Here is a 16,630-nt window from a genome sequence, read left to right on the forward strand (position 1 = left end):
TTACTTTCTTCATGACTTCAGATTAGTTTAAAAGTGTTTTAAGGTTACCATTGGATTTGATCAGCTCGAGTTCGGCGAGTTTGTATTCCAACAAGGCCTGGTTGTAACTGTTCTGCGCTTCGGTAAGGGAAGTTTCCGCGTTCAGCAGGTCGGTAAGATTAGCCAGTCCCAGGTTATAGTTGCTCTGGGTAGTATTGTACACCTCATCGGCGAGTTGAACGTTTTCTTTTTGCGTTTGAATGGTGCTCAGGTTGTTGGCCATGCTCAGTTTCGCGTTTTCGTAAGCGGAGCCGAGCTGCAGTTTGGTATCTTCCTGCATGCGGCCGATCTGGCGCAGCGTTACGTTCGCCTGGTTCACTTTGGAGCGGCGGGCGTAACCGTCAAAAATCGGGATGCGCAACTTCAGGGAAATAGCAGCCATGTCGTACCAGAAAGCCGTGGTGCTGCTGCCACCTTTGTATACGTCGAACTTATCACTCATCCCGTTGTAAGAGTAGTTCGCGCTCAGTGAAAGCGAGGGATAATACTCGGCCTGGTAAGCCTTTTTCTGGAACTGCTGTAGTTCCTCCTGCTTTTTCAGCAGTTTATATTCTATGCGGTTGTCCACACTGAAATTGCCGTAGTCAATTTGTCCCGCCGCTTTTTTCTCCAGCTCCGACAGTTCGACCGGAGGCAGCTCCAGCTTGGTTTCCAACGGCATACCCAGGTAGCTTTTCAGCGTATTGGTTTGTGTACGCAGTTGGTTTTCCAGTTGAATTTTTTGCGTTTTATAATTTACCAGGTTTACCTTAATGCGGTCCAGGTCGATGCGTTTAGCCAACCCGTTCTCGAATTGTGTTTGCGTGGTGGCCACCAGCTTAGTCAGTTTATCGATGTTGCTCTGCAGCACCGTTAACTTTTCCTGGTTTACGAGCAGATTATAATACATCTGCGATACCGGTAAATCACGTTTTCTTCGGACTGGGCAGTTTGCATGGCGTAGTATTGTTCGCCAGCTTTGGCCGCTTTAAGTCCTGTAAAAACGGACTGGTTGTAAATCTGCTGACTAAGGTCCGCGCCGATGCCGGTGTTCCAGGTGGTACCGGATTGCACGGTTACCAGTTCACCGGGACGACCAAGCGCGTCGCCGGGCAGTACAAATACAGGCTTGATGGCGTTGTCTGTCAGGCTACCGTTGGCGTTAATCTGCGGCAGGGCCTGTGCGCGGACTTCCGATGTTTTAAGTCGTCCGAGTTCCTCTTCCATCTTGGTTTGCGCAAGTTTGTGGTTATTGTCCAGCGCAAACTTCAGCGTTTCCTTCAGTGATAGTTTTGTTTGTGCGTTCACGTTGTACACACCTATGCCCAGTAGCAGGGCAAGCGATAGTTTCAACCTTTTCATGTGCTTTTTATTATGGCGTGTGTTTTATGCTTTTTCTGTGATTTCCAGGTATTTATTCAGTAGCTGATGTCCTTTTAGCGTGGCTACGCCGTATACAAAATGTACCGCGGTTTGCTGCATTACATCGTGCAAATCGTACTGGTCGGCCGGGAACTGCCTTGGGTTGTAGGCGCCTTCCAGCTGCAGCAGGCGCAGTCGTGCAACGATATCTATTTTGATCGTTGGTCGAAACAGGCCTTCAGTAATGCCTTGTTCCAGGTTGCTGCGAATGCTGCTGACGATATATGTTGCTTTAAAATCTTCTACTATTTTCAGGCATCGGGATGATATTTTTCCAGTTCGAAAAGCAGGACCGGATTAACGGATTTGGCGATGGTTTCTCACCCGTACGCTGCGTAACAGCAGGTCGATGGCGTCTATGGCATCATTATGGCATTGTTGCAGCTGGTTCTGCTGCTCGTCCGTCATAAAACGGATCGCTTCTTCTACCATCGCGTCCTTGTCTTCAAAATGTTCGTATACAGTTTTTTTCGAAATGCCGCACTCCCCTGGCGATGTCCATCATGGTCACGTTCTTGATCCCATACATCCTCATGAGCCGCAGCGTCGTATCCAGTATCCTGTCGTGCATGTTCATCTTCTAAACCGGCTTTACCTCTTCGATATACCTTTGATAAAAATTTGTGCGAGTTGTTTTTGCTTTTCGATGATGATCTCGAACTCGTCCTGCGTAGGTTCCCCGAGATGGGGGATGCCCTGTAAGGCAGAAAAACGAAGCCCGATCATTACCTGGTTATAAAGTTCAGCCACCTGCACCGTGTTCATTTCCTCAAATTCTCCATCCTTTACGCCTTTCTCCAACATCTTTTCAATCAGTGCCGCTTCTTTTACTTTTACTTCGTTCATCTTCTGCTCGAAATGTGCAGGTGGACTGTTCTTTAACAACTTGAATAATTCCAGGCGACAAAACTTCTTCACGAAGTTTTGCCTTATGTCGATTAAATCTCTTAATGCTACCGAAGCCGAGGTCATATTAGCCACAGCCTCTTCCAGCCCTTTGAAATACAACTCGCCCACTTTATCGAGAACGGCGGCATGCAAGCCGTTCTTATCGGGGAAGTAGTAATACAGCGAGGCCTTAGAGCAACGGATGTCGTCGGCGATCTCATTCATCGTGGTTTTACCCGCGCCAAACTGAGAAAACCGCTTTAGAGCAGCCTCCAGGATCTTGTCCCGCATCTCGTCTTTGTTCTCTGTATGCATTAACCTTTTGACTTTTTAGTTACAAAGTCAAAATTAGAACAAATTCCGAATATAGTAACATTAGTTGACTAATTAACGTGGTTTTAACACTTCGGTGACGGTGCAGGGACGGCGGGTTCCGTGGTTATTGGCGCTAACTAGTTTATAATGAAACGATTGTAACGTTTTCTTAAAGTGGATAATTATATTTTGTGTTGAGATTACAACAATAGGACAAATCCTCGTTTCACGCTACTTCCTATTTTTGTGTTGATGATACACAAAGCGAGCTTATCGACGCAAGTCAGGTTGTCGGGGGCGAATACGACAATCACCTCTCGACCATCCTTCGATGATCCTTCGATGTTGCTCGGTCGGGACGCGGTTTTGACGTGCTTTAATCGAAGGATGACCGAAGGATCACCGAGGGATCATCGAAGGATTATGGGGGCTATGTCGATTTCATCCCCACTTTCAAGCGCTTTGTCTTATACTAGAAAAACTTGACAGCTTATGGGAAGATTACTAAATAAGCTTGTCAGATGTGGATTAATTCCTGTTTTAACTTGACAAAGCATTTTGGGATTCAAGATAATACATGCTGTCCGGGGTTTTAAGCCCACATGACAGATGAGGCCGAAGATGATTGTAGGCATGGATTGCGTTAGCGACCGGCTCTATGGCCTGTTTATAAGACCCAAAGCGCCTATCAAGGCCAAACTCTTGTTTTAAAATACCATTTACCCGCTCTGCCAGGGCGTTATCATAAGGGCTTCCGGACTGCGTCATACTGATGTTAATGAACTTATCCTGCAAAATAGAAACATAGCCATCGCAGCAATACTGAATACCACGGTCAGAGTGATGAATAAGCTCCAACAAAGGCGTACGCCGGCTTTTTATTGCTTTCTGTAAAGCGCTGATACAACCGACGGCTTTTAAGTGCTGACTCAGATGATACCCCACGATTTTACGGGAGTAGGCATCAGTTACTAGTGATAAGTAGATAAAACCCTTATCTGTTGTCAGATAAGTAATGTCGCTTACCCAAAGCTGGTCCGGCCTGGTAACAGCAAGCCCGGTAACCAGGTTAGGCCATTTGCGGAACATGTGATTAGAGTCGGTGGTATAAACACGCTTTTTACGCCGTTGTATCAGTAGCTGGTGCCCGGCCAGTAAACGATAGAGTCCATCCCGGCCAAGTTTGATCCGATGGGCTTCCAGGCGGGGTTTAAGCATATGATAAAGCTTGATGGTACCAATACGAGGCAAGGCAGAGCGGATTTCTCTTACCCAGTCAAGCACCAGCGACTCCTGCAGCCCGGGATCTGTATCCCGGCTTCTGATATCATACCACGCCTGGCGACTTTTGCCAAACAAGCCACAAATCTTTGAAAATGAAACCTCTTGCAACAGTTCCTTCATTTCAGTGGCTGTTTGGTACCAGACTTTTTATGATATCAACCCCGAGCTCCTTTTCGGCGTTTTTTATCAATAACTCTAAAGCCATGATACGCAACTGCGCCTCCTTGAGTGCTGCTGACGACTCGCTTTCCCCGGCAACGCAGGCGGCGCTGCCGGCTGAGACGACCACTTTTCATACCAACGAACAAAATCGCGAACTGTACTGGCGCTACGAAGCTGATACTTCTCACATAGCTGCTGCTGACTCAGCGTGCCAGTCTGATACTCATGTACAACAGCGATTTTTAAAGATTCTGGATATACCGGCATGCCACCGGCTTTTCCTTTTCTACCTTTTTGTACCATAGTGCTACAAATTTAAGCCCTTATCGCTGTCAAGTGATTTTAGGAATAGACACTTTCACCACAATTTTGGACTGCATTCACCACCACCTGCATGTTCAGATGAACGGATTGCGCTACTTTTGGTTTAATAGCGATACAGCCGCTGAAGTGAGTGACAACGGCGGCTGACAGAAGTGGGGAAGCTGGCTAAAAAAGAAAAGGAGAAGCCATACAGCTTCTCCTTCCATATAATCGATGCGTTTTGAACTAGCTCAATTTTTCGAGCGCCGCTTTCAGTTTCTCCAGCATTTCCGGAATTTCTTCTTTTACGCAGGTGCCTACGCTCATGCGATACCAGGGAGACGTTTTGGAAGCGCCGAACGCGGAGAATGGTACCACGGCCAGTTTCGCTTCGTTCAGGATGTAAGACGTAACATCACTCTGACTTTCCAACTTTTTGCCTTCAGCAGTAGTTTTACCTACCAGGTCAATTTTCAGCGTCAGGTAGATGGCGGCCTGCGGAGCAATAGCCTCTACGTTATGACCGGCATTTTTCAGTGCGGTAAAGCCAGCGTAGATTTTCACCAGTCTTTCTTCGATCTCCGCTTTGAAGTGCTTCAGGTAAGTATTTACATTTTCTTTCTGCGCCAGGTATTTTGCGGCGGCTTTCTGCTCGGCCATCGGGCTCCATGCACCAACGTGGCTGAGGATCGCTTTCATTTTACCGATAACGTTAGCGGGACCAAGTGCCCAACCCACGCGCACGCCGGTTGCTGCAAATGATTTACTCATACCATCGATGAAAATAGTAAAAGGCTTCATTTCCGGACGCAGGCCAACCGGGTTGTAGTGGTGTGTATCACCGAAGGTGAGTACCCAGTACATCTGGTCGAACATCACGAACAGCGGTTTTTCGTTTTCGCCGCGCATTTTGTTTTCGGCAATTACCAGGTCGCAGATCTCTTCCAGCTGTTGTTTTGCAAACGCAGTACCGGTGGGATTCTGCGGAGAACAAAGGGCCAGGAGGGTAGCGCCCTTCAGCAGAGGCTTCAACTCTGCTGCTGTTGGCATAAAGTCGTTTTCCACACGGGTTTCCAGCACCACGTGTTCGGCTTCCAGGAAATGTGTATAGTGGTTATTGTTCCAGGACGGTGTAGCGTAGATTACTTTCTCGCCGCGGTCTACCAGCGTGCGGTAAGTAGCGTAAATGATCGGACGGCCACCGCAGGAAATCACGATTTCGCTGTTCGGGTCGTAAGTAAGGTTTTCGCGTTCTGCGATGAATTCGCCTACCGCTTTCCGCAGTTCGGGAATACCGTCTGCCGGCGGGTAGTTAGTATAGTGCTCTTTATAAGCGTTGATGATCTCCTGCTCAAATTCCGCCGGAATAGGGAATACCTTGGGATCAAAATCACCGATAGTGAAGTTGTAAATCTTCTCGCCCTTGGCCTGCTTTTCCTTTATCTCCCCTGCCAGTTTGATAATTTCAGATCCTATGAGCGTTTCGGCTAAATGCGATAGTTTCATAACCCAAGATGTTTTTTGATGTTTTAAATATTGGTTTTTGCGCCCGCAAAAGTAACCGTTTTATATATACTTTAAAAGAATCGCCCTGTTGTTTTTGATTTATTCAATTCGGCAGCCCATATCCAGGAAAAAATTCAAAAAAGTGGCATTTGCTGTACAAACCCAAAGTATTATTCTTTTCATAAATGTGGGAAATACATTCAACTCCTTCATTATCAACATAAAATAAAAAGCGACCGGGATAATCGGCCGCTTTTTATTTTATGTCGATGTGCTAACTAAACAGGTAAAGCACGTCTTCTTTCGTAAGTTTTTTGATAAAGCCGCTGTCGTCCGCAATAATTTCCTTTACCAGCGACTTCTTTCGCTCCTGCAGTTCCAGTATTTTTTCCTCTACCGTATCCTTACAGATCATACGGTAAGCAAAAATGTTTTTCGTTTGCCCTATACGGTGTGTACGGTCAATCGCCTGCTGCTCCACCGCCGGGTTCCACCAAGGATCCACAATGTATACATAGTCTGCCGCCGTTAAGTTCAGACCCACACCGCCCGCTTTCAGCGAAATCAGGAACACGCGGCATTCATCATTGTTCTGGAAATTCTGGATCGCCTTTTCACGGTCCTGCGAAGAGGTACTGCCGTCGAAGTACTCGTACTTGATGTGCTGATGCTCCAGTTTTTCGCGAATAAGCCCCAGCATGCCGAGGAACTGCGAAAAGATCAGCACCTTGTGGTTGCCGATGTTCTCGGTAATCTCTCGGGTAAGCTCATGCAGTTTTACACTATGGTTCGGGTATTGCTCCTGCTCGTTCAAAATCGCGGGACTGTCACATATCTGCCGCAGCTTCATCAGGCCCTGCAAGATGGTGAGCTGCGAGCGCTCCATGCCCTGATCTTCGATCACACCCAGGATTTTGGAGCGGTAGGTATTGCGATACGCGTCGTAAATATGACGCTGCTCCGGATCCATTTCACAGAAAATAACTGTTTCGATTTTGTCCGGGAGATCTTTCGCCACCTGCTCTTTCGTGCGGCGCAAGATGAACGGATAAATCAGCTTACGCAGGTGATCTTTCCTTTCTTCGTCCTGGAATTTATCGATCGGTGTGGCAAACTCATTCCTGAAAAAGTCTACGCTGCCGAGCATGCCGGGGTTCAGGAAGTTCATCTGCGCATAAATATCAAAGGTATTGTTCTGCATCGGCGTACCGCTCAGTGCAAAGCGGTTGCGGGTTTGCAACAACTGCGCAGCCTTGGTTACTTTACTCTGCGGGTTTTTAATAGCCTGCGATTCATCCAGTACTACATAGTCAAATTCCAGCTTCATGAGTAAGGTAATGTCGCTGCGCAACGTACCATAAGTCGTAATGATGATGTCGAATTTCCGCAGTTCATCATCGCTGCGCAAACGTGCAGGGCCATGATGAATGTGGTGTGTCATTTCCGGGGTAAACTTCTTGATCTCGTTTTCCCAGTTATAAATCAGCGTAGTGGGACAAACCACCAGCGCCAGGCATCTACCGTTCTTATTTTTATAGTGCTGTATGAAGGTAAGCGCCTGCACGGTTTTACCAAGACCCATATCGTCTGCCAGGATACCGCCCCAGCGCACTTCATCGAGGTAATTCAGCCATTGGAAACCGCTTTCCTGGTAAGGGCGCAGGTTGGCAAATACATTTGCCGGGATGGGCGTGCTGCGGATTTCGTCGAACTGCAGCAGCTTTTTACGCTTCTCGTCCAGCTCTACCAGGATCGCTTCATCATCAATAAACTCATACAGTTCATCGATCACCGAAAAATTGTATTTGGAAAGCTTCAGCCCTTTATCTTTTTCCTCGCCGATCTTAAACAGCAGCGAGTATTTCTTCAGCCATTCTTCCGGCAACAGGCCCAGCGTACCATCTGCGAGCTGCACATAGTTTTGCTTATTGGCCAGCGCCTTTTTAATTTCTTTGATGCTCACCTTCTGGTCGCCGTATACTACTTCCACCTGCGCATCGAACCAATCGATACCGGAACTGATTTGCAGGTTGGTAACGGGTTTCTGCGGATTAAAGCGGAAGTTGCGTAACGTGTCGAAGCCGAACACACGTACGTTCATTTCCTTCAGCGTATCAAAAAGAGGAAGAACCAATTATTCTTCAACGCCTCTTTGGCGCGCAGGAAAAAGTAATTGTAGTTGCTGTTAACGGCGAAGTTGGTGTGCAGGTTGCGGATCTTGTTCACAAAATCCATTTCCGCTTCCTTGTTCCGATGAATGACCAGCACCTTACTGCCTTCCTGCACCGTAATGCGCGTTTCCTCATTCCACTCTACATCATGACCATGGTAAGCAAATGCAGGCTGAATGATAAAGGTTCGCCCACTTCTTTCAGGTACACGCGGCAATCGGGCATAATATCGTCCACTTCTGCGAGCAGACCATTATCGAACTCAATCTCGTAGTTTTTGCTCAACGGCAGCAGGTAATCGCGCAGGTATCCGGCCATTCCTCGTTTACGATGCGCAGCGTGCCGTGCTGCTGGTATTGCTCCACCTGTAAGGCATCCAGCGGCTGGCGGAACAGGTAAATGGTATCTTTATAAAGGAAGATGAGGGGACTGGCCCACTGGTTGTCCGCCACATTCACCATCACATCGTCGATATCCACCCAACAAGTAATTTCTACGTGACTCGCCGTCGCCTTCGTTTTAAAGTGAAGCCCCAAATGGCTGTCCGCAATCTTCAGCGGCGTAAGGTTCTTGGTTTTGAACGTTTGTCCGTCGCGCAGCAAGAACGTGCGCCGGTGCTCTTCCAGCACAGGCAACAACTTCAGCAATTTCGGATGCAGGTATTCGAGGATCAGCTCCTTGGTTTCGGCAGGCAGTTCATCTGCATTCTCGTGCATGATGTTTTCCCAGATGCCTGCAAAAGGGGAGTTCTTGTTCAAAAACTTCCCGATTTCTGTTTGCTGGATTTTGCGCACGGGCACAATCAGCTCTCTATCTTTTCCTTGAATTGATAGAAGTCGATGTATTTGGTGAGGTCCAGCTTGCTGATGAGCGACACGAATTCGGTGGCTTCATCGTTGGCTTCGCCGGTAATAAGATCTGCTTTAAAATAAGGATACAGCGGCTCGTTCCCGTTCATCACCACGCCCAGGCGGCGGGTTACGGACAAAGTATCTTCCACCGCCGGCTCATTATGGTTATTGGCTGCGGTAGCGGCCGGAATGGGCGCCTCCACTTTTTGATGCTGGGGTCCAGTACACGGAGGAAAGGTTTGCCATTTACATATGTAAATGAAAACTTGCCCTCAGGTCGTCGGTGAGGGCGTAACCGTAAAGGGAGAGAAGTTTGTTTTTCTCTTTATCCCAATTGCGCAGCGTATCGAAATAATAAGGGCCGTTTTCCTGCAGCAGTTGCAGGAACAAAGCCGTTTTATGCTCGCACACCGGGTGTTCCGATTCGCTACAGGAGCAGTGTGTATCGAAATTACGTTCTTCGTTGCGTTGCAGGATCAGGGGATAGGTATGACCGTCTACCGTAAGCTCGGCCTCCACTTTTTCATCTTTGGCAGATTTAATCACCGCATGCGCCTTACGCAAAATCATTTCCGCCTTGTTGTAGATGTCCGGAGAAGCCAGCAGCTTCAGTGTTTTCACATCTATCGACTTCATTTTCACCAGCGTATGTTGCTGGTCATATTGCGTTTCAAAACTCTCGAAATGATTTTTATCCAGCATTTCCTGTAGCTGGAAAAGGGCGGCGGCCTCGTGCCGGCAGATGTCACCAAGGTTATAAGGGCACTGGCAACGGATATTCATTACCGCTGTTTCGTGGTATTTATTGATGGAAACCTTGTAGTAGTTGGCGTGCGTATCGCTCTTTACCCGGAAGGTGGCTGATTTCAGCACAGGATCTGCGTCAAGCAGCTCCACGCCCCCGGTAGCGTATATACGTTTCCCCCTGCGGATCACCTCGTCGGTCCCGTTATTATACACATATTTGAGCAGGTGGGGTAATGACATGCTTTTATGCATTGCCTGCTTTTTGGCACAAGCCGCGGGTTTTATAGTCCGTTAATTTTTTGACGGCTCATGAAAAGGCAATCCACAAAAGTAAGCCAAAATTTTCTAAATTCTGGCAATCGGAAGGCCGGAATGTGGGTGGTGAGGGTGAAAAATAAAAAAACCGGCATCCTTTTACTGGAATGCCGGTCAATATAATTCGTTTCTGCTATTCTATTACAAGTACGCCGTCCTTCAATACTGGCAGCACATTGGCCCCATCCGGCGTTAAACAGTAACGGATATCCTTTTCCAGGCCGAAGTTTGACAAGCGTTTGAAGTGTGTTGCATCCTGCATGGCCGCAAACAGGTCATTTTTGGCAGCTTCGTACATCGTTTCGGCGCCGATGGCGGCATCATCGTTTACTTCAAAGTGCTCGCGGATGCGGCTTACGACCGCCCCTGCGAACAGGGTATCTTCCAGGTTTACCCGGTCTTTCCAGGCAGCGCAGCCCGGGATAACGTGCTGCTTTTGGGCTACCAGGTAATCGCATACCGCAGAAATGTTCGGGAACGAGCCGGTCACGATCTGGACGGCGTCTTTCGCCATGTGCAGCAATTTAGTGCCATTGGTCGTGGTAAGCACCATCACTTTTCCTTCAATAAACTCGCGGGAATACTCAAAAGGAGAGTTGCCGTGCCTGAGGCCTTCAGCTATTTTGCCGTCGCGCTCACCTGCGGTGATCGCATCGAGCTGACGGCCAATGTTCACACACTCTTCCACGGTAGCCACCGGGATAATTTTCGCGGCGCCGTTATACAAAGCCGTGCAAATGGTAGAAGTAGCGCGTAATACGTCTATGATTACCACAATGCTGTTCTTTACATCGTAAAGGTGCAGCAGTGCGGGCGACAGGCAAACTTCCAGCCTGGGTTTATTACTTTCAGTCATGCTTCGAATATCTTGTTTTAGGTAAGGACCACCCTCCACTTTTCCGATTCCGCAAAGTCCTTAATGACCTCATTCCGCTTTTCCAGCAGTCGCTGCATGTATTTATGCAGGAATATTTTCTCAAACAGCTTTCCCAGTTTGCCATACGGAGTACCAAACTCCATGACGTCGATCATCACGGTGCCATTGTCAATTGCTTTGAAATGATGTTCGTGCTTCATATGGGTAAAATCCCCTTCCAGCATTTCATCACAAAAGAAATCGCTCTTTTGCATGGCCGTGATGTGTACCTTGAGGGTGCGCATCTTACGCAAATGTTTCGCGCGCCAGGTAACAGTTTCGCCATTTTCGATAAGGCCGTTGGTACGGCCCGCAATGGCTTCTTCGTTGGTATGCTCCATACTGCGTTTATGCAGGGTAATGCTCCGGCTGAGATCAAAAACCCGCTCTAAAGGCGCATGAATGACGGTCGTAATGTGAATTACAGGCATAGCGTAATTTTTACAGGTTCTTGTGAAAAAGTAAAAGACGCTAGTCCCAAGGTTTTTCTCCAGGATAATGGTTAAAATTTTTACTTTTTCACTACTAGTTAAGGAAAGGCGCTTTAACAACTTTCGCCTTCAGTAATTTATCTCTAACGGCAATATAAATTTCTGTATCCAGAACGGCAAAAGGCGTTTTAACGTATCCCAGGCCAATGGCTTTTTGCAGCGAAGGCGACTGCGTACCGGATGTTACGCGGCCAATGGTTTCGCCGGCAGCGGTTTTAATCTCGTAGTCGTGGCGGGGAATGCCGCGGTCGATCATCTCAAAACCAACCAGTTTTTGCTGTACGCCTTCCGCTTTTTGCTTTTCGAAGATAGCACGGTTAGTGAAATCTTTAGTGAATTTTGTGATCCAGCCTAAACCAGCTTCCAGCGGGGAGGTACGATCGTCGATATCGTTACCGTAGAGGCAGAAGCCCATTTCCAGGCGAAGGGTGTCGCGTGCAGCCAGGCCAATTGGCTTCAGGCCTTTAGGTCCGCCAACTTCAAACAGGGCGTTCCACACTTTATCGGCAGCGCCGTCTTTATCTTCAAAATAGATTTCGATACCACCTGCGCCGGTATAGCCGGTTGCGCTGATTACCACGTTTTCTACGCCGGCGAAGGTACCTTTTGCAAAAGTGTAGTATTTCATGTTCACGAGATCCACGTCCGTCAGCGACTGCAGCATGCTGGTAGCGTTAGGCCCCTGGATGGCGAGCAGGCAGGTTTTGTCGGAAATGTCGTGCATCTCCACGTTTTTAGTATTGAACTTCTGGATCCAGTTCCAGTCCTTTTCGATATTGGAGGCATTTACCACCAGCATATACACCTTGTTTTCCTCGATGCAGTATACCAGCAAATCGTCGACCAAACCACCTTCTTCGTTAGGTAAAGCGCTGTACTGCGCTTTGCCCGCGGTGAGTTTAGAGGCGTCGTTGGTTGTCACGCGCTGGATGAGGTCCAGGGCGTTTTCGCCTTTCAGGATAAATTCGCCCATGTGGCTTACATCAAAAACGCCGGCGTTATTGCGAACGGCAAGGTGCTCTTCGTTGATGCTGCTATAAGAAATAGGCATGTTGTAACCGGCAAATGGGGCCATTTTCGCGCCCAGGGCGATGTGCTTGTCCGTAAAAGGAGTATTCTTCATGATTTTCAATGGTTTAATTCCCCAACCAGATGCGCCGCAGGTTGGTTTTATTGCGCATTCCGGGAGTAGAGGCCCGGCAAAAATAGGAAATTGGTGTAATAATTGCGTTTATGCACCACAATCCCACGCCGGATGTTAATTTTGCGTCGTAAATCGTTTAAAATCATTCTTGTGAAAAGAATTTTGTTGTTACCGCTGGCATGCCTCTCTTTAATGGCTTCTGCTCAAAAGAAAGTGGATAAAAAAGCGGCCGCCAGCCTGCAGGCCCATATCAGTTACCTGGCCAGCGACAAGCTGGAAGGTCGCAGGACCGGCACCCCTGGTGAAAAAATGGCCGCAGAATATATTTCCACTCAAATGAAACAGGCCGGCATCGGTCCGGGCGAAGGCGGCAACTATTTACAGGAATTTACCATACGCGAAGGCAAAACAGCCGGCGAGGGTACTAAACTGGTAATTAACCAGAAAGCCCTGTCGTCCAAACAGTTCGTGCCACTGCCTTTCAGCGCTAACAAAAGCACCAGTGGCGAAGTATTACCCAATGTAAACGAGCCCGATAATATATGGATCCTCGATGTAAAGGAACTCGAGGAGACGGACAATCCACACACCAACCCGGCCGATGTATACCTTGCTGCAGCTAAGGAAGCCGAAAAGAATAAGGCAAAAGGGGTGATATTTTTTAATGGGAAAGAAAGTTATGCTTCCGTTGAGCGATGGCTGAATGAAGCCGCCAAACCTATTTCTATTCCTGTGGTTTGGGCCGACGCCAGCGCCAGTAAAATACTTGCCGACGACAAGGCTACCGGCTTCGACATAGAGCTGGGCGTGAACCTGCAGCAGACAAAACGTACCGGCACCAACGTCATCGGATATATTGATAATAATGCGCCCACTACCATTATTATCGGTGCACATTACGATCACCTCGGTTATGGTGAGGATGAAAATTCACTGGCATCCGGCGAAAAGGCGATTCACAATGGGGCTGACGATAATGCTTCCGGAACGGCGGCGCTCATCGAAATCGGCCGCATGCTCAAATCATCCAAAAACAAAAAAGTAATTACCTGCTGATCGCCTTTTCGGGTGAGGAACTGGGCCTGTTCGGCTCCAAGTATTATACGCAGCATCACACGCTGGATTTTAAGCAGGTGAATTACATGATCAATATGGACATGGTGGGCCGCCTGGATAATACCAAGGGCCTGCAGATCGGCGGTATCGGTACTTCACCCTCATGGGGCGCGCTGTTAAAAACATCGCTGCCCAAGGACCTGAAGGTGACGTACGACTCCTCCGGCACCGGCCCCTCCGACCACACCTCGTTTTACCGTAGCGACCTGCCCGTACTGTTCTTCTTCACCGGCACCCATGGCGACTATCACAAACCGAGTGACGATGCCGATAAAATCAACATCGATGGCGAAGTGCGTATCGTAAAGCTGATATACGACCTCATCGAAAATTCTACGAAGCAGGACAAACTGATGTTCACGAAAACCAGAGAAATGCAGATGGGCACGAGTCCCCGCTTTGCAGTAACGCTGGGCATTATGCCTGACTACACCTTCAGCGGTGGCGGCGTACGTGCAGATGGCGTGAGCGATAACAAACCCGCGAAAAAGCCGGCCTGCAAACCGGCGACGTAATCGTGGAGCTGGGTGGCAAAAAGGTAGCCGACCTGGAAACGTATATGCAGATTTTGGGCACGTTTAAAACCGGCGACAAAACCACCGTAAAAGTGAAACGTGGCGCGGAAGAAAAAACCTATAACATTACTTTTTAAGATGAAATACTTATCCCTTTTAGCCATCGTTACCTTATTGGCCTGTAACCGGGAGCGCAAAAAGCCGAGCAAAGACGGCTTCGACATCATCACGGAGAAAACGTACGTACTGCGCGAGGCGCAACCTGCCGCCGGCGATTCGGCGGAAGCGGCATATTATACAAAGCAGCAGGAGATCGTGGCGCTTTTGCAGCAAAACAATTTTAAAGCACACCCTTTAACGAATGACAGCCTCCTGTTCCGTCGCGAAAACGGCCTGGAAGTGGAAATTATCCTGCCCCGACACAACGAAGGAGCGGGCAAATTCAGCGTTATTGCCTTCGACCCGAAAAAAATCCGCTTTTTATTAATATGAATAAGGGAACAAATCAAGTGACGCAGTATATTAGCGCAAAGTAATATCCCTTGCATCAACACATTAGAGTTACGGTTGAGGCCGTAATTTTTGGTTACAATTCCCGGGATGGCCTATCCGTTTTACTGATGAAACGCACCATCCCGCCCTATATTTTCAAATGGGCCCTGCCCGGGGCTTTGCCCACAACGATGAACCGCTTGAAGATTGCGTAAAGCGGGAGCTGCGTTCGGAAACGGGCATCCAGATCAATTACCTCGAACAGCTTTATACCTTTGGCGCGCCCGACCGCGACCCGAGAGGCCGCGTATTGTCCGTTGCCTATTTCGGGCTTGTTCGTCCTACGGCGTTGAGCACCCAACCCCGGCCGGTGATCACGTCCTCGTTTCTCAATAAGACGAGCGACGACCGCGAGGCCCGCTGGTGTAAGCTGAACGAGTTACCGCAACTCGCCTTTGATCATAACCAGATCATTGAAAAGGCGCTCGCCAGGTTGCGCAACAAAATCCGTTACGAACCTATCGGCTTTGAACTGCTCGATAATAAGTTCCCGATTTCGGAGCTGGAAAAGTTATATGAGCTGTTGCTGTCCCGCCCGATCGATCGGCGAAACTTCCAGAAGAAACTGAATTCACTTGGTATTTTAATCGCGCATGAAGAGAAGCAAAAAGCTGCTTTACAAGGCCGGCCTGCCAAATTGTTCAGTTTTAACGAGCAGGAATACTCGAAATTGCGGGAAGAAGGGGTTTCCTTTGAGATTTAAACAATTCGATAATTATCAATCAGTTATTAATATTTGTGTATTTTCGACTATAATTATTTCTATTGGCGGAATTATTAAAATCTTTTGTGTATAAACAACATTAAATAGTCTAAATCCCCGATAGTAAAGCATTTAGCTAAAATCGCACGAAATCAAACTTTAAAACATGTTTTAGGTTGATGTGCTACCAGGACTGACAAAATTGCGTGTATGCTTCACCGGTATACACGCAATTTTCATTTAGTGAAAGGCCTGAGGTTTGCGTATATCCCTTTCCTTTTCGGTTGATGTGTTTTTAAGTGATTGTAGATTCACTGATATATACTGTAGTCTACTTAGCGTAAAATCCACACAAATATTTCAAAGTGAATCCCACAGCCGGTTTGGAAAAATTGTTCCCGCAGAGATTTAAAGTAAATACGGTCTTTTTTGGTATATTTAATATATAAATTCTCACTTATGAAGTTCATGCCTTTGCTTTTTGTTAGCCTATTTGCGGCAGTTTCGTTGAGTGCGCAGCAGGTTGACACGACTACCAAACAACAAAACCGTCCTTATCATCATTGGGCAAATCCACTTTATCTGGTCAACGGTGTTTATACCAATGGACTCAACGCTTTGGAGCCAAAGGACATTACGGAAGTGTCTGTCATTAAGGATAGCGAGGGTACAAAAAAGTACGGAGATATCGCAGACAATGGTGTTATTCTTATTACCACAAACAAGTCCATGCCAGCAGGAGTTCCTCTCATTAAGGCGGCGGAAGACTTCTGCGGTCAAAAACTTGTCGGTGGTATATACATGCTTGACGGACGAAAGGTTAAAGCGGATAACATCAATATAATCGCCAACGCCGTTAAAAAAATCGAAATATCTAAAAAGGAGGATGGCATCTGCCTTAATATTATTACAAATGTGATTGAAGCACCCGCCGCGCTTCCATCATCACCCTTCAAAGCCAAACCCGGTGAAATCTGGATCCGCGGCACGGCTTCAAACAACGCTCCCAACAACCGCGATTAACAACATCCATTATACCTGACTGGCTGCCGGTTCGTACCGAGCAGCCTTTTTTGAGCAAGATTTCGCACATTTGCATCTATGCGCAGGAAATTCATTTTGAGTGTTTCGTTGATTTGTGCGGCACTAGGCGTAAAGGCACAACAGCCCGATTCCATTCCCGTAATCCGCAAAAACAGTTTTTTCCGCTA

Annotated in this window: 21 protein-coding genes and 1 pseudogene; 7 read left to right on the forward strand and 15 right to left on the reverse strand. The window is 47.7% G+C overall.

The window, feature by feature from the left end; all coding sequences use genetic code 11:
• Positions 1 to 22: 22 nt before the first annotated feature.
• Together MKQ70_RS27620 and MKQ70_RS27625 are read right to left on the reverse strand one after the other, a co-directional pair.
• Positions 23 to 928 carry a TolC family protein gene (locus MKQ70_RS27620; protein WP_248076015.1) on the reverse strand — a complete coding sequence of 302 codons (906 nt, stop codon included), beginning with the start codon at positions 926 to 928 and terminating at the stop codon, positions 23 to 25.
• On the reverse strand, positions 907 to 1,380 hold the full coding sequence (locus MKQ70_RS27625; RefSeq protein WP_248076018.1) for a TolC family protein: 474 nt from the start codon (positions 1,378 to 1,380) through the stop codon (positions 907 to 909). The genes MKQ70_RS27620 and MKQ70_RS27625 overlap by 22 nt, the downstream gene beginning before the upstream one ends.
• 111 nt (positions 1,381 to 1,491) lie before the next feature.
• Here MKQ70_RS27625 and MKQ70_RS27630 point away from each other — a divergent pair, with 111 nt between their 5' ends.
• Positions 1,492 to 1,707: a hypothetical protein gene (locus MKQ70_RS27630; RefSeq protein WP_248076019.1), complete on the forward strand. Its 216-nt coding sequence runs from the start codon at positions 1,492 to 1,494 to the stop codon at positions 1,705 to 1,707.
• A gap of 30 nt (positions 1,708 to 1,737) precedes the next feature.
• Here MKQ70_RS27630 and MKQ70_RS39750 read toward each other — a convergent pair.
• The 13 genes and pseudogenes from MKQ70_RS39750 to gcvT all read right to left on the reverse strand — a co-directional run.
• Positions 1,738 to 1,920: pseudogene (locus MKQ70_RS39750) on the reverse strand (hypothetical protein); the annotation flags it as partial.
• 111 nt (positions 1,921 to 2,031) lie between these two features.
• Complete coding sequence (locus tag MKQ70_RS27635; protein ID WP_248076024.1) at positions 2,032 to 2,643, reverse strand: TetR/AcrR family transcriptional regulator; 612 nt, start codon at positions 2,641 to 2,643, stop codon at positions 2,032 to 2,034.
• A 540-nt stretch (positions 2,644 to 3,183) separates the two neighbouring features.
• A complete protein-coding gene (locus MKQ70_RS27640) occupies positions 3,184 to 4,047 on the reverse strand; it encodes an IS3 family transposase (protein WP_248068777.1) in 864 nt (287 codons plus the stop codon).
• A 591-nt stretch (positions 4,048 to 4,638) separates the two neighbouring features.
• Entirely contained in the window at positions 4,639 to 5,898 is a 1,260-nt protein-coding gene (locus tag MKQ70_RS27645; protein ID WP_248076044.1) for a pyridoxal phosphate-dependent aminotransferase, read from the reverse strand.
• Between the two features lie 274 nt (positions 5,899 to 6,172).
• Entirely contained in the window at positions 6,173 to 7,999 is a 1,827-nt protein-coding gene (locus tag MKQ70_RS27650) for a DEAD/DEAH box helicase (RefSeq protein WP_248076047.1), read from the reverse strand.
• A gap of 5 nt (positions 8,000 to 8,004) precedes the next feature.
• Positions 8,005 to 8,184: a hypothetical protein gene (locus tag MKQ70_RS27655; protein ID WP_248076056.1), complete on the reverse strand. Its 180-nt coding sequence runs from the start codon at positions 8,182 to 8,184 to the stop codon at positions 8,005 to 8,007.
• 26 nt (positions 8,185 to 8,210) lie between these two features.
• Positions 8,211 to 8,387 carry a hypothetical protein gene (locus MKQ70_RS27660; protein ID WP_248076058.1) on the reverse strand — a complete coding sequence of 59 codons (177 nt, stop codon included), beginning with the start codon at positions 8,385 to 8,387 and terminating at the stop codon, positions 8,211 to 8,213.
• Positions 8,351 to 8,869, reverse strand: coding sequence for a hypothetical protein (locus tag MKQ70_RS27665; protein ID WP_248076068.1), 519 nt, complete (start codon positions 8,867 to 8,869; stop codon positions 8,351 to 8,353). Before MKQ70_RS27665 ends, MKQ70_RS27660 begins: the two co-directional genes overlap by 37 nt.
• Positions 8,870 to 8,871: 2 nt before the next feature.
• Positions 8,872 to 9,123: a hypothetical protein gene (locus MKQ70_RS27670; protein ID WP_248076071.1), complete on the reverse strand. Its 252-nt coding sequence runs from the start codon at positions 9,121 to 9,123 to the stop codon at positions 8,872 to 8,874.
• A gap of 43 nt (positions 9,124 to 9,166) precedes the next feature.
• A complete protein-coding gene (locus MKQ70_RS27675) occupies positions 9,167 to 9,907 on the reverse strand; it encodes an SWIM zinc finger family protein (RefSeq protein ID WP_248076096.1) in 741 nt (246 codons plus the stop codon).
• A 208-nt stretch (positions 9,908 to 10,115) separates the two neighbouring features.
• A complete protein-coding gene (locus tag MKQ70_RS27680) occupies positions 10,116 to 10,838 on the reverse strand; it encodes a 2-phosphosulfolactate phosphatase (protein ID WP_248076098.1) in 723 nt (240 codons plus the stop codon).
• Positions 10,839 to 10,855: 17 nt separating this feature from the next.
• Positions 10,856 to 11,329, reverse strand: a complete 474-nt coding sequence (locus MKQ70_RS27685; protein ID WP_248076102.1) for an SRPBCC family protein — start codon at positions 11,327 to 11,329, stop codon at positions 10,856 to 10,858.
• A gap of 94 nt (positions 11,330 to 11,423) precedes the next feature.
• Positions 11,424 to 12,512, reverse strand: a complete 1,089-nt coding sequence (gcvT, locus tag MKQ70_RS27690; protein WP_248076104.1) for a glycine cleavage system aminomethyltransferase GcvT — start codon at positions 12,510 to 12,512, stop codon at positions 11,424 to 11,426.
• Between the two features lie 171 nt (positions 12,513 to 12,683).
• On the opposite strand from gcvT, the gene MKQ70_RS39755 reads away from it, so the two are divergent.
• From MKQ70_RS39755 to MKQ70_RS27715, 6 genes are all read left to right on the forward strand, one after another.
• Positions 12,684 to 13,589 carry a M28 family peptidase gene (locus tag MKQ70_RS39755; protein ID WP_308199206.1) on the forward strand — a complete coding sequence of 302 codons (906 nt, stop codon included), beginning with the start codon at positions 12,684 to 12,686 and terminating at the stop codon, positions 13,587 to 13,589.
• 26 nt (positions 13,590 to 13,615) lie between these two features.
• Positions 13,616 to 14,164 carry a M28 family peptidase gene (locus tag MKQ70_RS39760; protein WP_282457656.1) on the forward strand — a complete coding sequence of 183 codons (549 nt, stop codon included), beginning with the start codon at positions 13,616 to 13,618 and terminating at the stop codon, positions 14,162 to 14,164.
• A 2-nt stretch (positions 14,165 to 14,166) separates the two neighbouring features.
• The gene (locus MKQ70_RS27700) at positions 14,167 to 14,301 is read left to right on the forward strand and encodes a hypothetical protein (RefSeq protein WP_248076107.1); all 135 of its coding nucleotides are present in this window, start codon (positions 14,167 to 14,169) and stop codon (positions 14,299 to 14,301) included.
• Between the two features lies 1 nt (position 14,302).
• Positions 14,303 to 14,656 (forward strand): hypothetical protein, encoded by a 354-nt coding sequence (locus tag MKQ70_RS27705; RefSeq protein WP_248076110.1) that lies wholly within the window; start codon positions 14,303 to 14,305, stop codon positions 14,654 to 14,656.
• Positions 14,657 to 14,816: 160 nt separating this feature from the next.
• A complete protein-coding gene (locus MKQ70_RS27710; protein ID WP_248076113.1) occupies positions 14,817 to 15,419 on the forward strand; it encodes an NUDIX hydrolase in 603 nt (200 codons plus the stop codon).
• Between the two features lie 459 nt (positions 15,420 to 15,878).
• A complete protein-coding gene (locus MKQ70_RS27715; protein ID WP_248076117.1) occupies positions 15,879 to 16,442 on the forward strand; it encodes a hypothetical protein in 564 nt (187 codons plus the stop codon).
• Positions 16,443 to 16,630: the final 188 nt, after the last annotated feature.

It is taken from the genome of Chitinophaga sedimenti (genome assembly GCF_023156195.1).
GTDB classification, from domain to species: domain Bacteria; phylum Bacteroidota; class Bacteroidia; order Chitinophagales; family Chitinophagaceae; genus Chitinophaga; species Chitinophaga sedimenti.

Coding starts and splice junctions, on each gene's coding strand:
- MKQ70_RS27620 (WP_248076015.1), bottom strand. CDS start 928: ATGTATTATAATCTGCTCGTAAACCAGGAAAAGTTAACGGTGCTGCAG.
- MKQ70_RS27625 (WP_248076018.1), bottom strand. CDS start 1,380: ATGAAAAGGTTGAAACTATCGCTTGCCCTGCTACTGGGCATAGGTGTG.
- MKQ70_RS27635 (WP_248076024.1), bottom strand. CDS start 2,643: ATGCATACAGAGAACAAAGACGAGATGCGGGACAAGATCCTGGAGGCT.
- MKQ70_RS27640 (WP_248068777.1), bottom strand. CDS start 4,047: ATGAAGGAACTGTTGCAAGAGGTTTCATTTTCAAAGATTTGTGGCTTG.
- MKQ70_RS27645 (WP_248076044.1), bottom strand. CDS start 5,898: ATGAAACTATCGCATTTAGCCGAAACGCTCATAGGATCTGAAATTATC.
- MKQ70_RS27650 (WP_248076047.1), bottom strand. CDS start 7,999: ATGAACGTACGTGTGTTCGGCTTCGACACGTTACGCAACTTCCGCTTT.
- MKQ70_RS27660 (WP_248076058.1), bottom strand. CDS start 8,387: ATGGCCGGATACCTGCGCGATTACCTGCTGCCGTTGAGCAAAAACTAC.
- MKQ70_RS27675 (WP_248076096.1), bottom strand. CDS start 9,907: ATGTCATTACCCCACCTGCTCAAATATGTGTATAATAACGGGACCGAC.
- MKQ70_RS27680 (WP_248076098.1), bottom strand. CDS start 10,838: ATGACTGAAAGTAATAAACCCAGGCTGGAAGTTTGCCTGTCGCCCGCA.
- MKQ70_RS27685 (WP_248076102.1), bottom strand. CDS start 11,329: ATGCCTGTAATTCACATTACGACCGTCATTCATGCGCCTTTAGAGCGG.
- gcvT (WP_248076104.1), bottom strand. CDS start 12,512: ATGAAGAATACTCCTTTTACGGACAAGCACATCGCCCTGGGCGCGAAA.
- MKQ70_RS27705 (WP_248076110.1), top strand. CDS start 14,303: ATGAAATACTTATCCCTTTTAGCCATCGTTACCTTATTGGCCTGTAAC.
- MKQ70_RS27710 (WP_248076113.1), top strand. CDS start 14,817: ATGGGCCCTGCCCGGGGCTTTGCCCACAACGATGAACCGCTTGAAGAT.
- MKQ70_RS27715 (WP_248076117.1), top strand. CDS start 15,879: ATGAAGTTCATGCCTTTGCTTTTTGTTAGCCTATTTGCGGCAGTTTCG.